Annotated in this window: 13 protein-coding genes, 1 pseudogene and 1 riboswitch; of the genes and pseudogenes, 9 read left to right on the top strand and 5 right to left on the bottom strand. The window is 73.6% G+C overall.

Translation table 11 applies throughout. The features are described 5' to 3' along the window. Window positions 1–94 precede the first annotated feature (94 nt). The 3 genes from AC529_RS01440 to AC529_RS01430 form a co-directional block, all read right to left on the bottom strand. Complete coding sequence (locus AC529_RS01440; RefSeq protein ID WP_157080020.1) at window positions 95–1549, bottom strand: type ISP restriction/modification enzyme; 1455 nt, start codon at window positions 1547–1549, stop codon at window positions 95–97. A 652-nt stretch (window positions 1550–2201) separates the two neighbouring features. Beyond that, window positions 2202–3650, bottom strand: coding sequence for an MFS transporter (locus AC529_RS01435; RefSeq protein ID WP_068753115.1), 1449 nt, complete (start codon window positions 3648–3650; stop codon window positions 2202–2204). A gap of 76 nt (window positions 3651–3726) precedes the next feature. Then, window positions 3727–4215, bottom strand: coding sequence for a MarR family winged helix-turn-helix transcriptional regulator (locus AC529_RS01430; protein ID WP_068753114.1), 489 nt, complete (start codon window positions 4213–4215; stop codon window positions 3727–3729). 136 nt (window positions 4216–4351) lie between these two features. Between AC529_RS01430 and AC529_RS01425 the strand changes: the two genes are divergently transcribed. From AC529_RS01425 to AC529_RS01405, 5 genes are all read left to right on the top strand, one after another. After that, window positions 4352–4555 (top strand): hypothetical protein, encoded by a 204-nt coding sequence (locus tag AC529_RS01425; RefSeq protein ID WP_068753113.1) that lies wholly within the window; start codon window positions 4352–4354, stop codon window positions 4553–4555. 240 nt (window positions 4556–4795) lie between these two features. Beyond that, window positions 4796–4973: riboswitch (cobalamin riboswitch) on the top strand. A 68-nt stretch (window positions 4974–5041) separates the two neighbouring features. After that, entirely contained in the window at window positions 5042–6067 is a 1026-nt protein-coding gene (locus tag AC529_RS01420; protein WP_068753112.1) for an ABC transporter substrate-binding protein, read from the top strand. A gap of 4 nt (window positions 6068–6071) precedes the next feature. Further along, window positions 6072–7097 (top strand): FecCD family ABC transporter permease, encoded by a 1026-nt coding sequence (locus AC529_RS01415; RefSeq protein WP_068753111.1) that lies wholly within the window; start codon window positions 6072–6074, stop codon window positions 7095–7097. A 22-nt stretch (window positions 7098–7119) separates the two neighbouring features. After that, window positions 7120–7947, top strand: a complete 828-nt coding sequence (locus AC529_RS01410) for an ABC transporter ATP-binding protein (RefSeq protein ID WP_083947848.1) — start codon at window positions 7120–7122, stop codon at window positions 7945–7947. Between the two features lie 201 nt (window positions 7948–8148). Continuing rightward, the gene (locus AC529_RS01405) at window positions 8149–8856 is read left to right on the top strand and encodes a lytic polysaccharide monooxygenase auxiliary activity family 9 protein (RefSeq protein ID WP_232306521.1); all 708 of its coding nucleotides are present in this window, start codon (window positions 8149–8151) and stop codon (window positions 8854–8856) included. Window positions 8857–8924: 68 nt separating this feature from the next. Here the strand turns inward: AC529_RS01405 and AC529_RS01400 are convergent, their stop codons facing one another. Continuing rightward, on the bottom strand, window positions 8925–10205 hold the full coding sequence (locus tag AC529_RS01400) for a DUF4241 domain-containing protein (protein ID WP_068753110.1): 1281 nt from the start codon (window positions 10203–10205) through the stop codon (window positions 8925–8927). A 152-nt stretch (window positions 10206–10357) separates the two neighbouring features. Here AC529_RS01400 and AC529_RS01395 point away from each other — a divergent pair, with 152 nt between their 5' ends. Beyond that, window positions 10358–11320, top strand: a complete 963-nt coding sequence (locus tag AC529_RS01395; protein WP_068753109.1) for a hypothetical protein — start codon at window positions 10358–10360, stop codon at window positions 11318–11320. Window positions 11321–11431: 111 nt separating this feature from the next. Beyond that, entirely contained in the window at window positions 11432–13384 is a 1953-nt protein-coding gene (locus AC529_RS01390) for an ABC transporter ATP-binding protein (RefSeq protein WP_068753108.1), read from the top strand. Here the strand turns inward: AC529_RS01390 and AC529_RS01385 are convergent. Then, complete coding sequence (locus tag AC529_RS01385; RefSeq protein WP_068753107.1) at window positions 13336–13800, bottom strand: helix-turn-helix domain-containing protein; 465 nt, start codon at window positions 13798–13800, stop codon at window positions 13336–13338. The genes AC529_RS01390 and AC529_RS01385 overlap by 49 nt on opposite strands. A gap of 64 nt (window positions 13801–13864) precedes the next feature. Between AC529_RS01385 and AC529_RS01380 the strand changes: the two genes are divergently transcribed. Further along, on the top strand, window positions 13865–14497 hold the full coding sequence (locus tag AC529_RS01380; RefSeq protein WP_068753106.1) for a class I SAM-dependent methyltransferase: 633 nt from the start codon (window positions 13865–13867) through the stop codon (window positions 14495–14497). A gap of 157 nt (window positions 14498–14654) precedes the next feature. Continuing rightward, a pseudogene (locus AC529_RS20280) lies at window positions 14655–15116 on the top strand (STM4015 family protein); the annotation flags it as partial.

Raw genomic sequence — 15116 nt, 5'->3', positions numbered from 1 at the left:
GCGCAGGTGGCCGGGGTCGGCCAGGGGGTCCGGCAGGACCGCTGTCGCACGGGCGCCGCCCGCGGCCGTCCGCAGTGACGTGCCGCCGTGTCCGTCAGTCCAGCGGCAGCTCCAGCTGCCCGCCCAGCGGGGGCGGCCTGCGCGCGCCCTCGGGGACCGGGAGGACGCCCGCCGCGGTGAGGTCGGCGACCGTGACCAGCGGGGCCGAGCGGATACGGGACAGCAGGTCCGCCTGGCGGGGGGCGAGCCGCACCAGGCAGGTCAGCACGGTCAGCAGCGTCACCAGCTCCTCGGTGCGGCGCGGGCTCCAGCGGTCGGGGCGGATGCCGTCCAGCGGCGAGGTGCCGCCGCCGCGGGGGGTGCGGCGGCGGGCGGCGAACCAGTTGTGGACCACGCGCATTCCGCCCACGTCGTAGCGCCACACCTCGGGGCGGACCGGGGCGATGACGCCGCCGCCCACGTACAGCCGCCTGCCGCCCGCCCCGGTGTCGCAGTCGTGCCGGATCCGGTTGGGGAACGCGGTGGGGGAGCCGGGGACCGCCACGGCCACCTGCGGTCGTTCGCTGACCGGAAGCCGGAACAGCCCCGGCGGGTCGGCGGCCGCGGGGTCGGGGGAGCGCTGCCCGAAGGTGTGGTGGCGCACCACCTCGCGGCCGAGCGCGACGGCCTCCCGCCACAGCCGCGGGTCGCGGGTCAGCGGCACCCGGACGCCGGACACCGCCAGCCGGTCGCGGAACGCGGCCGAGTAGCCGGGGTGGGCGACCACCGCGGCCAGGTAGGCGACCAGGTCGCCCGGGGAGACCGGCGTGCCCAGCCGGGCCGCCAGGTACGGCAGCAGCCCCGGGGTCAGGTTGGGGACGCCGCCCTCGGGGTCGCGGTACAGCGGCAGCACCCGGCCGCCCTGGCCGTCGAAGCAGTCCGCGTCCGGGACGAGGGCGCTGAAGAGCAGTCCCGGACCGGTGGTGACGGGGCGGGTGTGCTGTTCGACCACGAAGATCTGCCGGGGGCCGCAGACCTGCCACAGGTGGGGGCGCGGCCGGTCCAGGCAGAGCTCCTCGGCGAGCAGGTAGCGGCGGTCGAAGGCCCGGTAGAGGACCGGGCGCACGGCGGGGGAGGCCGCCGGCCCTCCCGCGGTGCCGGGGCGGGGCGGCGACTTGTCCGTGCGCAGCAGCAGGTCCTGCTGCCTGGGCGGGGCCGAGACCAGTTGCTGCCAGCGGCGCCGCAGCGTCCGCGCTTCGGGGGCGTACATCCACGCCCGGCGCGCCGCCACACCGGGCTGGTGCCACGGCAGCAGGTCGTCCACGGTCGGCAGCGACCGCCACTGCGGCGGCCGCGGCGCGGTGCGGGGCGCGGTGCGGGGCGCGGGCAGCTCCCGCGGTGCCCGGGAGGTGGTCCCGGCGCTGTCGTCCGGGGGGAGGGTCGGCCGGGGGACGCGCACTTCTCCCTGGTCGGAGGCGTCCGGCCGCGCCTCGCCGCGGGGGTTGCGCAGCAGGACGGAGGCCGGGCGGTCGCCGTCCGGCCGCCACGACAGGAATTCCCAGAGCAGCACTTCGAACTCCGCGGCGGGAATACGCGCCGCCGGCTCCCCGGGGAATTGCGGGAGGACCACGGTCGGCCCCCGCTGCGTTCCGCGGCGGAAAAGCGACCACTCGGAACCGTCGGTGCAGAGAATGTTGGGCAGCTCCCAGAACCCCTCCCACCGGTTCCCGCCGTCTCCGTCCGCGGGGGCGCCGGAGAGTTCCGGACTTCCGGGGGAGCGGATTTCCACATCGCCGATGCGGTAATCCGGACCGCTGGAAACACTATTGGCGTACACCCCGAAAACCAGCCGCCCCCCGGGTACGGAGAGCCGTTCCTCCTCGTGCAGGGTGACGGGAATCCCCAGCAGAGCGCCCATGCTCCGCAGCAGTGTCCGCAGCGGCCCGCGCAGCCGCTCCCCGTCACCGGATGCGGACTCCCCGCAAGCGGAGGCGTCCAGCAGGAAATTGGCGGCGATCTGTTCGGTGAATTTTCGGTTCCTCGGCGGCTGTCTGTGGGTGAGGGGGGCTCCGTGGGAGAGAGCGGTCATCACGTCTCCGCGGTCCAGAATCGTTCGGACAATTCCAGGAGACGATTTCCCGGGAGTTCCGTCAATACTTTTTCTTCGGAAAAGGAAAAGGAGCGCCGCCCGGCGCGGGCAGCACGCCCGTGCCGGGCGGCACTCAGGCCGCCGGGCGGGACGTGCCGACCGGCGCGGCTGCGGCGGCTGTGCGCCGCGGCCGCCGCAGCAGGGCCGCGACGAGGACGAACGCCGCGGCCACCAGGCCCGCGGCGGTCCCGAAGGCGAGCGTGTAGCCGCCGGTCAGCGCCTGCGCCGTGGACTGCCCCGCGGCGAGCAGGGCATCGGCGCGTGCGGCGGCCAGCGTGGACAGCACCGCGACGCCGAGTGCGCTGCCGACCTGCCGACCGGTGTTGAACAGCCCCGAGACCACTCCGGCGTCCTCGGGGGAGGCCCCGGACATGCCCAGGGCGGTGAGCGAGGGGAGCACCAGGCCGAAGCCGCCCAGCAGCAGCATCGTCGGCAGCACGTGCGTCACGTACCCGGCGTGCGGGGTCAGGCGGGTGAACAGGACGAACGCCGCGACCAGCAGGCCCAGTCCGGTGAGCAGTACGGTCCGCTCGCCGAGGCGGGCGATGAGGCGGGGCGCCAGGAAGAGGGAGGCGGCCCCGATCGCCACGGCCGCCGGGAGCATCGCCGCGCCGGTGGCCAGCGCCCCGTAGCCGAGCACGTCCTGAAGATAGAGGGCGGCGAGGATCTGGACTCCGAACATCGCGGAGAGCGTCAGCAGTTGGGCCAGGTTGGCGACGGGGACCGCGCGTGTGCGGAACACGCGCGGCGGGAGCAGCGGGGCGGCCGCCCGGGACTGGCGGACCGCGAACGCCGCGAGCAGGGCGACCGCGAGGAGTCCGCCGCCGACCGTGCGCACCGAGGCCCAGCCGTGCGGGTCGGTGGCGACGATCGTGGCGATGCCGAGCATCAGGCCGCCGGTGGCCAGGACCGCGCCGAGCGCGTCGGCTCCCGCGCGCAGTCCCGGGCCGCGCCCGAGGTCCAGCACCCGCAGGGACAGCAGGCCGACGGCGACGCCGAAGGGCAGGTTGACGAAGAAGATCCAGGGCCAGCCGAACGCCTCGGTGAGGAGGCCGCCGAGGACCTGGCCGATCGAGGCCCCGGCCGCGCCGACGAAGCCGAAGACGCCGAACGCCTTCGCGCGCTCGCCCGGCTCGGGGAAGAGGGTGGCGGTCATGCCCAGGCCCACGGCCGAGACCGCGGCGGCGCCCACGCCCTGGAGGAACCGCGCGGCGACGAGCACCGCCTGGCCGGTGGCCAGGCCGCACAGCAGCGACGCGGCGGTGAACAGCAGCAGGCCCGCCACGAACACTCTGCCGTGGCCGAGCAGGTCGCCGAGGCGTCCGGCGAACAGCAGCAGGCCGCCGAACGCGATCAGGTAGGCGTTGACGGTCCAGGTGAGGTCGGCGGGGGAGAAGGCCAGGTCGCGCTGGATCTGCGGCAGGGCCACGGTGACGACGCTGCCGTCGAGGACGATCATCAGCGTTCCCGTGCACAGCGCCGCCAGCGCCAGCCAGCGCGCACGGGGAGGGGAGGAGGGCATGGCTGGTTCCTCTCTGTCGAAAGACAACAGAAGGAACCGTAGCAGATTGTTTTGTTGTAGACGATCTAGTTCGGAACTAGTTTCGGCGTTGGCGGCTCCGCCGCACCGGTGTCGGCGTCTCCACCGGGGTGGCCAGGTACCCCTCGGCCAGGCGGGTGAGCGCGGACAGGAACACCTCCCGCTGCTCCTCGGGCAGTGAGTCGAGGACCTCGCGGTGCACCCGGTCGGCGATCTCGGTCGCCCGGGCGACGAGCCGCTCCCCCTCCGGCGTGACGTGGATGATCCGCGCCCGCCGGTCCCGGCTCGACGGGCGGCGCTCGGCGAGCCCGGCCCGCTCCAGCTCGTCCACGGTGACCACCATCGTGGTCTTGTCCAGGTCGGAGAGCTCGGCCAGTTCGATCTGCGTGCGCTCGGCCTCCATGGCGTGGTACAGCACGCAGTGGACGCGGGGTGTGGTCCCGATCTCGGTGAGGGCGGCCGCCAGCCGGGTCGCCAGCACGTAACTGGTGTGGGAGAGCAGGTAGGACAGGTCCGCGACAGTCCGGGTGGGCACGCTCGTGGTCATAGGACGAGGCTAGCAACCAGGTCTTTTCCGGATTGTCCGGTGAACGGACCATCCTCTTCCGCCCCTTCCGCGGATGCTCCCGTGTCCCCCGGGTAGTGGCGCGTCCACCACAACCGTCGACCCCCCAGGAGGAACAGTGCGCGGTCTGGCAACACTCATCGTCCTCGTGTGGCTGGCCATCGGAGCCCTGGCGGCCTGGCAGCGCGGCTACTTCAGCACCTCCGAGCAGAACTGCGCGTCGATCGGCACCACCTTCGTCACCGTCGTCGCGGGCCCGCTCAACTACATGGGGGCCAACCCCCAGGTCGACTGCGGAGACCTGCCCGAACCGTCGGAGTGAGCGGCCGCGGTGCGGCGGGAGACCGCTCCGGGCGGACCCGCCCCTGACCCGTCGCCCCGCGACCGCGCTGCCGGGAGTGCTGCGGACACGGTGCCGGCCGCAAGAGAGCACGCGCCCGGCGGACAGGACGGGGCCAGCCCGCGCACCGGCCGCGAGGGTCCTGTCCGAGCCGCCGGGGTGGCCGCTCGGCCCCGACGGGATGGGCAAGGGGAAGGCCCCGGCGGGCCCGGACGGCCCCCGTGATAGCTTGCTGCTGCCAGTCGACCCACGGTTGGGCCAGGGAATCCGGTGCGAATCCGGAGCTGACGCGCAGCGGTGTGGGGGACGGGCGGGACATCGGCCACTGGAGCAGTCTCTGGGAAGGCGTCCCGCTCGGATGAACCCGAGCCCGAAGACCTGCTGGCACCCTCCGGCCGCCCGCGCGGCGGACGGAGACCGAACAGCCGCCAGGCTCCGCGCACGAGCCTCACGCACAGAGGAACAGCCATGCCCTCACCGCGACGTGTCCTGTCCGCGCTCGCCCTGCCTCCCCTGCTCCTGCTCGCCGCGTGCGGCACGGAAGCGACCGAATCCCCCGCCGGCACCGCCGAAGGCTACCCCAGGACCATCGAGAACTGTGGTCGGGAAGTCACCGTCGAAGCCCCGCCCGAGCGGGCGGTCTCCCTCAACCAGGGCTCCACCGAGATCCTGCTCTCCCTCGGCCTGGCCGACCGCATGGTGGGGACCGCGACCTGGACCGACCCGGTCGCCGAGGGACTGGAGGAGGCCAACGCCACCGTCCCCCGGCTGGCGGACAACGCGCCGTCGTTCGAGCGGGTCCTGGAGGAGGAGCCCGACTTCGTCTCCGCGTCGTTCGTCTCCACCCTCAGCGAGGGCGGGGTCGCCACGCGCGAGGACTTCGAGAACCTCGGGGTGCCCACCTACCTGTCCCCGGCCGACTGCGTCAAGTCCAACGAGGGCGCCGGTGACGGCGTCCGCGAGGAACCGCTGGCGCTGGACACCGTCTACGGGGAGGTGCGCGACCTCGCGACGGTCTTCGGGGTCGAGGAGCGCGGGGAGGAACTCGTCGCTGAACTCCAAGAACGCGTCGACACCGCCACCGCCGGCATCGACGCCTCCGGGGTCACCGTCCTCTACTGGTTCGCCAACTCCGAATCCCCCTACATGGCGGGCTGCTGCGGCGCCCCCGGCATCATCACCGAGGCGGTCGGCGCCGAGAACGTCTTCGACGACACCTACGCCGAGTGGCCCCAGATCAACTGGGAGACCGTCGCCGACCGCAACCCGGACGTCCTCGTCATCGGCGACCTCACCCGCGAGAGCCAGACCGCGGAGACGGCGGAGGCCAAGATCCGCTTCCTGGAGGGCAATCCGGTCACCCGGCACATGGACGCGGTCCGCAACGAGCGCTACATCCTGCTCAGCGGCGCCGCCATGAACCCGTCGATCCGCACCGTCGAGGGAATCGAGAAGGTCGCCCAGGGCCTGCGCGACCTCGGCCTCGCGGACTGACCCGGTGGCCAGGCTCGGACTCCGGGGGGTTCTGCTGCTGTGGGCGGGCGGTCTCGCCCTGCTCGCGCTCTCCGTCGCCACGGCGATCACGATCGGCCCCGCCGACATCGCCGTCCGCGACGTCTGGGCGGTCGTCGTCTCCCGGCTCGGCGGGGGCGAGTCCTCCCTCACCCCCATCCGCGAGGGGATCATCTGGGACCTGCGGCTGCCCCGCACCCTGCTCGCCGCGGTGTGCGGGGCGGGGCTGGGACTGTGCGGAGCCGTCCTGCAGTCCCTGCTGCGCAACCCGCTCGCCGACCCCTTCCTGCTCGGTGTCTCCTCGGGCGCCTCGACAGGGGCGGTCCTGGTGGTGGTCCTCGGAGTGGGCGGCGGGGCGGTGTCGCTGTCCGTGGGCGCCTTCGCGGGAGCGCTGTGCTCCTTCGCCTGCGTGCTGCTGCTCGGCTACGCCTCCGGCGGCACCACCGACCGCCTCGTCCTCTCCGGGGTCGCCGCCATGCAGTTGTTCTCGGCGTTGACGTCGTTCATCGTGATCTCCTCCGCCGACGCCGAGCAGACCCGCGGCGTGCTGTTCTGGCTGCTGGGCTCGCTCAGCGGCGCGAACTGGAACGACGTCATCACGGGCGCCGCCGTCCTGGGCGCGGTGCTGGCCGTGGCCGTCTACACCGCCACCGCGCTGGACGCGTTCGCCTTCGGCAGCGACGCGGCGGCCTCCCTCGGGGTCTCCGTCACCCGCGTCCGGCTGCTGCTGCTCACCGCCACCGCCCTGCTGACCGCGGTGCTGGTGAGCGTGGCCGGAGCGATCGGGTTCGTGGGGCTGGTGCTGCCGCACGCCGTGCGCGCCGTCGTCGGTTCCGGGCACCGGCGCCTGCTGCCCACCACCGCCCTGGCGGGAGCGGTCTTCCTGGTGTGGGTCGACACCGTCGCCCGTACCGCGATGGACCCGCAGGAGATCCCCGTGGGGGTGGTGACCTCACTGGTCGGGGTGCCCGCCTTCGCGGTCGTCCTCTACCGGGTGCGGAGGGGAACGTGAACGTGCCGAAGGAGGTGACGGCGTGGGACTGAGCGCCGAGAACGTCTCGTGGACGGCAGGCGGCAGGATCATCGTCGACGGGGTCAGCCTCGAACCCCGCCCGGGTGAGACCCTGGGGCTGCTCGGCCCCAACGGTTCGGGCAAGTCGACGCTGCTGCGCCTGCTCGCCGGAGTGCGGCCGACGTCGTCAGGGGTCGTCCGGCTCGACGGGAACCCCCTGAGGGAACTGGGCCGCAGGGCTGTCGCGCGGCGCGTCGCCGTCGTCGAACAGCACGCCACCACCCAGGTCCACATGACCGTCCTCGACGTGGTGCGCCTGGGGCGGACTCCCCACCGGCGCCCCTGGGGGGTCCTTTCCGCCAGGGACGAGGAGGCGGTGCGCGAGGCCATCCGGCGGACCCGTCTGGAGGAGCGGGCCGAACAGTCCTGGCACACGCTCTCCGGCGGAGAGCGCCAGCGGGTGCAGATCGCCCGGGCCCTCGCCCAGCAGCCGCGCGAACTGCTGCTGGACGAGCCGACCAACCACCTGGACATCCAGCACCAACTGGAGTTGCTCGCGCTCGTCGCGCGGCTGCCGCTCACCAGCGTGGTCGCGCTGCACGACCTCAACCTCGCGGCGATGTTCTGCGACCACCTGCTGGTCCTCAAGCACGGCCGCGCCGTCGCGGCGGGCACGCCCGGGCAGGTGCTCACCGAGGAGCTGATCGCCGACGTCTACGGCGTCCGGACCGTGGTGACCCGCGACGGGCCGGACGGCAGGCCCTCCGTTCGGTTCCTGCCCCCGGTGCCGGACGCGCCGACGCCGCCGCAAACGGGCACGGTCGGGGGCTTCTCGTCCGCCACGGGGTGACGGCGGCGGGAGTCCTCCGCCGAGGACTCCCGCCCGCGGCGGTCCTGTCGAGTGGCGCCACCTGCGGGAGGACGGTCGGGTGTGACGGTCCCGTCACGGAAAAGAGTTTTCCGTACTGTTATGTCTTGATTACGCAGAGCTTACGGTCCTACTATCCCAGCGGGAGCACACCACCGAAAACCCCGCTTCGGAGGAGGTCCCTTGCCTTCCGCAGGACAGATCCGACGCCGCCTCGGGCGGCGCGCACTCGTCGTGGCCTCGGCGGCCACGCTGCTGCTCTCCACCGTCATGGTCGGCACCGCGTCCGCGCACGGCTCCACCATCGACCCGCCGTCCCGCAACTACGGCTGCTGGGAGCGGTGGGGCAGCGACTTCCAGTCGCCCGACATGGCCACCGAGGACCCCATGTGCTGGCAGGCCTGGCAGGCCGACACCACCGCCATGTGGAACTGGAACGGCCTGTACCGCGAGCACGTCGCGGGCAACCACCAGGCCGCCATCCCCGACGGACAACTGTGCAGCGCGGGCCGCACCGGCGGCGACCGCTACGCCGCACTCGACGTGCCCGGTGAGTGGCACGCCACCGAGGTCGACAACGACTTCACCGTCACCGTGCACGACCAGGCCCACCACGGCGCCGACTACATCCGGATCTACGTCACCGAGCAGGGCTACGACCCCGTCACCGAACCGCTCGGCTGGGACGACCTGGAACTCGTCGCCGACACCGGCCTCCTCGCGCCCGGCGAGGGACGCCCCGAGAACAGCTACCCCCTCAACGGGGTGTCCATCGACATCGACGTACACGCCCCCGGACGCACCGGCCGCCACGTCGTCTACATGATCTGGAAGGCCAGCCACTACGACCAGACGTTCTACGCCTGCAGTGACGTGGTCTTCCCCGGCTGATCCCCGGGCAAGCCGCCGCGCGGCCCCCGTTCGGGTCTTTCCCCACGGCGAACGGGGCCGCGCGGCCCTCACCCCAGGAGGGTGGCGCCGTTGACCACGAGCAGGTCGGCGACCAGGCGGCACACCCGCCCGTCGGCGTCCCGGCCCGCCCACACCGGGTAGCTGCCGTCCCCCCATCCCGAGGAGAACGCGACGAGGTTCGCGCCGCTGTCCGGGTCGGTGATGCTGAGCGTCCGCTCGCCCTGCACCTCGATTCCCTCGGGGTTGTCTCCGAGGAAGACGTCCGTGTACCGGTCGAAGTCCTCCATCAGCTTCAGGAAGTGGGGCAGGGCGGCGGCGTCGAAGAAGCAGCCGATGCCGCCGTCCACACCGAACCCGAAGAACTCGCCGTCGTCGAGCCGCCTCGGGTCCTGCCCCGGCAGCGTCGCCGGCTCCCACGAGGCCACGGGGACGTCGGCGAACACCACCCGCGCGGCGGCGGCGCGCACGTGCGTGGGATCGTCGTCGAACCGGACCGCCGACAGCGCCACCGGGTGGTCGCCGACCGGGACGGGCACGGTGTAGGGCTCGGTCCTCTCCCAGACGCTCGTCGGGTCGCAGGCGACGACGCGGCCGGTGGGAAGCCGCAGCACGCCCGCGTCGTGCACCTCGACGCGCGCGGTCCGCCCCGTCCAGTGGCCGGACCGGAACACCGCCCCCGGTCGGAACAGGGCGTCGGCGTGCTCGAACCGCAGCGGCCGCGGGGGAGACCAGGGCGCCTCGACCGGGGCGTCCTCCGCCGCCGCCTCCGTCAGGGCGGGCGGGGATACCACGGCGGGGTGCAGCATCGCCAGGTCCGCCCAGTCCCCGAAGGCCGGGGTGCGACGGTGGACCGTGCTGTCGGGGTTGCGGTCCCGGTCCTGCCGGAAGCTGCCCCGCTCACCGTGCGGGCGGAGCAGTTGGGTGTGGGAGCCGTCCACCTCGTACTCCCGCTCCCGGTACCACGCCCCGTCGTGGAACTCGGGGTCCTCCTCGGCGTAGCGCCACTCGCGGCTGCGGATCAGCAGCAACCGGTCGCCGTCGCGGACGAACCGGTGGTGGGCGGTGCGGCGGCGCCCGTCCAGCGTCCACACCCCGCAGTGGGCGTCCCGCCAGGAGATCTCCAGCAGGACCAGCGGTGTGCCCGCCGCGTCGCCGAGCACGACGGCGTACGGCTCGCCGCGCGAGTCGCGCTCCCGGGCCGTGGCCGGACTGATCGGGCCGACGATCGAGGCGGTCGACGCGGACCAGCCCGCGCAGTAGGCGACCTGCGAGAAGAGGGGGAGTGCATGCGGTTCGCTCCTGGGACGCGGGGCGAACGGCGGCGGCACTGGAGCGGTAGCCGGCGACAGCCGAACGGAAGCCCGCGCACCGGGAGCCGGAGAAGAACCGGGGCGGTGGGGACAGCGGCCCCCGTCCCGCACCCCCGATCCGCCCGGAAATCCCGTTGAGCCGCCAACCGCGGTTCTGGAACGCTCACCGGGTGAGCAACGAAACGGAACGCGACACTTCCCTGGTGCTGCGGCGGCACGGACGGCTGGCACCCCCCGTCGAAGGCGACGTGCTGGTCTCCGCCGACCTCGGACCGCAGGGGACGATGGTCGCGCTGTGGGCCCGCCCCGAGGACCGGGAGGCGCTGTTCGGCCGGACCCGCGGCAGCGGCGGGGCCTCCTTCCCCGACCCCCGGACGGCACGGCCGGTCGAAGTGCGTGTCGCCGAGTACGCGCCCCGGATGCAGCGGGTCGTGACGCTGCGGGAGCTGCGGATCGGCTTCCCGAGCGTGCAGCCGCTGCCCGACGGCCGCCTCCTGGTCGTGGGGGCACGGTGCCGCAGACGCGGCGGCGACCCCGAGCACAACGCCGCCGTCCACGACCCCGACGGCACCCCGGTCCGCACCGGTGTCCTGGGCGACGGCATCGAACACGTGCGCACCACCACCGCGGGGGACGTCTGGGTCGGCTACTTCGACGAGGGCGTGTTCGGCAACCTGGGGTGGGACGACCCGATCGGCGCGCCCGGCCTGGTCCGCTTCGACGCCGACCTGCGGCAGACCTGGCGGTACGAACCCCCCGAGGAAGCGGGGTTCATCGCCGACTGCTACGCGCTGAACGTCACCGACACCGAGACGTGGACCTGCTACTACGACGCTTTCCCGGTGGTGCGGATCTGCGACGGCCGGGCGGAGGCGTGGCCCGCGGGCGTGCCCGCGCAGGCCCTCGCGGTGCACGGCGACCGCGTCGCCCTGGTCGGGGGTTACGACACCGACCACAACCGGGTCGTGTTCCTGGAACGGTCCGCCGGGAAGGCGGCCACCACCGGCACCGGCCGGGTCCGCCTCCCCGACGGGAGCCCCGCCCCGGCACAGACCCGGTTCACCGGCCACGGCGCCGAACTGCACGCCCTGTGCGGAACCGACTGGTACCGGGCCGACCTGGAAACCCGGTGAGGCCGCGGCGGGATTCGGGCCGCCCCTAATCCCGCCCGTTCCGGGAAACCGGTCACACCCGACCGTGCGCGTCGCCATCATCGAGGCGGTGCCGGCAGCGCAGGAGGGTGCGTGCGATCCCCGCAATCCGCAAAAGAACCGACAACCCCGGCCACCGGGGCGGCGACCGGGCTGGAACTGCCCGAACTGGTCGAACCCGAGTGGTACCGCTACGACCGGCAGGTCCTCCACACCGGGTGGGCGCGCATGATCGGGCAGCTCCCCGGACTCGTGGGCAGAGCGCTGGCCCTGGCGTGGCGGGCCTCACCCGGCAACACCGCGGCCACCCTCGCCCTCAACCTCGCCGCCGGGGTCTTCACCGCGGTCGCGCTGGTCGCCACCGCGGGGGTGCTCGACGAACTCTTCGCCGCCGGCCCCACCCCCGACCGGGTGTACGCCGCAGTGCCCGCGCTGGTGCTGGTCGCCTCCGCGACCGTGCTGCGCGGAGCCCTGTCCGCGGCCGCCGGATGGGCGCAGGCGCGCCTGGAACCGCACGTGGAACAGGCCGCCGAGACCCGCCTGATGGAACTGGCCACCGCCGTGCAGGTGCTGGCCTTCGACGACAACGACTTCCACGACCGCCTGTTCCGCGCCTCGGTGCGCGGCGCCAGCGAGACCAAACGCCTCGTCACCTTCACCGTCGACATCCTCACCGGGGCCATCGGCATCTGCGCCGCCGCCGGGGTGCTCGGCGTGCTGCACCCCGTGCTGCTCCCGCTGCTGGTGCTCACCGTGGTGCCCGAGGGGTGGGCGGCGGCGCACGCGGCCCGCATGCGCTACACCTGGCTGATGGCGATCACCGACGTCCGGCGCCGCCGGGCCATGCTCGACGACCTGATGACCTCCCGCAACACCTGTGCCGAGGTCCGCTCCTACACCATGCGCGAACCCCTGCTCTCCGAGTTCGCCGCGATCGCCGGGCACGAGCGCGACGTGCAGTTGGACCTGGCCCGCCGCCAGGCCCTGGTGCGGCTGTTCGGCGACGGTGCGAGCGGCGCAGCCACCGCGCTGACCTACCTCGTCCTGGGGTTGCTGCTGGTCAACGGGGTGATGCCGCTGGCGGTGGCGGGCACCGCGGTCCTCGCCATCCGCACCGGCCGCTCCGAGCTGGCCGTCACCCTGCGGGCGGTCAACAGCACCTACGAGTCCGGCCTGTACTTCCGCGACTACCTGGACTTCTGCGAACACGCCCAGCGGTGGCTGCCGCCGCCCCCGCGACGGCCCGCCCCCGCCGGCTTCGACCGGATCACCGTGGACGACGCCACCTTCACCTACCCCGGCAAGGACCGGCCCGCCCTCGCCGGGGTGAGCCTGCACCTGGACCGCGGCGAGACGATCGCGCTGGTCGGCGAGAACGGGTCCGGCAAGACCACCCTGTCCAAACTGCTCGCCGGGCTCTACCAGCCCGAGCGGGGCAGGGTGCGCTGGGACGGCACCGACCTGGCCGAGGTCGACACCCACGAACTGCGCCGACGCATCGCGGTGGTCGCGCAGGACCACACGCACTGGCCGCTGTCGGCCCGCCGCAACGTCACCATGAGCAGCCCCGACGACGAGCGGCGGCTGGGGGACGCCGCCCGCCTCTCCGGCGCCGACGAGGTCGTCGCGGAACTCGCGTACGGCTGGGACACCCTGCTGGACCGCCGTTTCGCCGCGGGACAGGAGCTGTCCGGCGGGCAGTGGCAGCGGCTGGCCGCCGCCCGCGGCTTCTACCGCGACGCGCCCCTGCTGATCTGCGACGAGCCCACCGCCGCGCTGGACGCCCGCGCCGAGCACCGGCTGTTCGCGTCCATCCACGAGCACGCCCGCCGCACCGGCAGCGCGGTCGTGCTGATCACCCACCGCCTGGCCAGCGTGCGCATGGCCGACCGCATCTACGTCCTCGACCGGGGCAGGGTCGTCGCCCACGGCACCCACGAGCAGTTGATGGCCGCCGGAGGACTCTACGCCGAGCTGTACGCGCTCCAGGCGTCCGCCTACCGGAGCGTCCCGGACACGCAGGACGACGGGCTGCGCTCGGCCTGACCCTGGGGCGGCAGGGCGCAGGCGACCAGGTCCTCCAGCATCGCCGCCAGGTTCGGGCAGGTCAGGAAGTCCTCGGCGGTGCACTCCAGGGTGTGCTCCACCAGCGACCGGGCCAGTTGCAACTGGGCGATCTTGGTGTCCAGCGCGGCCAGGTGCTCGGCCAGCATCGCGCGGCGCGCGGCGCCGTCGGGCGCGGTGAGCAGCTCCCGCATCTGCTCCAGGCTGAACCCGGCGTCCTTGCCGCGCAGGATCAGCGCGACCCGCGCCAGGGTGTCGGGCGTGTAGCGGCGGCGCCCGTTGACCCGCCGGGACGGCTGGAGCAGACCCACCGACTCCCAGTGCCGCAGCACGTGCGGGGCGAGCCCGAACCGCTCGGCGAGCTCCCCGATGGACAGCTCCACGCTGCTTGACTTCATGTTGACATTAACTTCCACACTGGGGGTCAGGAGTCAAGGACGAACGCGGGACGGGGGTCGAGCGATGCGCGAACAGACCAGCAACGCCAGGCAGGACCGGGCGGTCGCCACCACCCGGCGGCTCTGGGACCGCAGAGCCGCCGGATACGACAACGGCGCCCGGGCGGAGCGGTGGATCATCGGCGACACCCGGCAGTGGCTGTGCCGACAGGCCCGCGGCCGGGTCCTGGAGGTGGCCGTGGGCACCGGCCGCAACCTCGCCCACTACCCCGACGGCGTCACCGAGGTGGTCGGCATCGACCTGAGCCCCAACATGCTGGCCCGCGCCCGCACCGCCGCCGCCCGGGTCGGCTTCCCGGTGGAACTGCACGAGGGAGACGCCCGGAACCTGCCCTTCCCCGACGCCGACTTCGACACCGTCGTCTGCACCCTGGCGCTGTGCGAGATCCCCGGCCAGGCCGCCGCCCTCGCCGAGATGCACCGCGTGCTGCGCCCCGGCGGACGGCTGCTCCTCGTCGACCACGTCGAGTACGCCCGCGCCCCGTTCCGCTGGATCGAACCGCTGCGCGCCCGGCGGCGCGGCACCGCGCCCCGCCGCCGCCCCGTGGACGTCGCCCGGGACCAGGGATTCGTGATCGACCGGCACGAGCCGCTGGCGCTCGGCTTCTTCGACCGGGTGGCCGCGCACCGGCCGTGACCCGCACGCGCCGGGCGGACCGCTCCCGGCCGCCCGGCGCGGCACCCCGCTGCGTCGGACCGGCCGCCGCGGCGCCGCCGGGCGTGGCACGCTCACCCTGTCGGCCCCTGCTGCTTGACTGGGGGCAGCCCTGGCATACACCGACAGGAAAGCGACCATGAGCTTCTTCGAGCACCTCACCGAGTTCGGCGGGCTGCCCGTCGTGGACTACCCCTGCGCCGACCTCCAAGAGGAGCAACTGAACAGAGCCCGGCAGTGGGCGCGCCGGACCGGGCACCCCCTCCCCGAGCGGCTGGAACCGAGCGAGGCATACACGGCGGCGCTCGCCGCGCCGGGCACCGCGGCATGGCGGCTGCGCGTGATGTACCCCGCCCGCCAGCCGTTCGCCGACCTGTTCGCGCACTTCCTCGACGAGGTCGACACCGCGCAGGTCAGCGCGCTCGTCGTCGGCTGCTGGGGAGAGGAGACCGGGCAGGGGCCGCGCGACCTGCTGGTTGAGCACGCCGACCGGTTCCCCGCGCTGCGCGCCCTGTTCTTCGGCGAGTTCGTCCAGGAGGAGGCGGAGGTCTCCTGGATCGAGCAGTGCGACGTGGCCCCGCTGCTGGCCGCCTTCCCCCGC

The organism is Thermobifida cellulosilytica TB100 (genome assembly GCF_001517975.1).
In the GTDB taxonomy this organism is placed as follows: domain Bacteria; phylum Actinomycetota; class Actinomycetes; order Streptosporangiales; family Streptosporangiaceae; genus Thermobifida; species Thermobifida cellulosilytica.
This window is presented reverse-complemented; position numbering and strand designations above follow the sequence as displayed.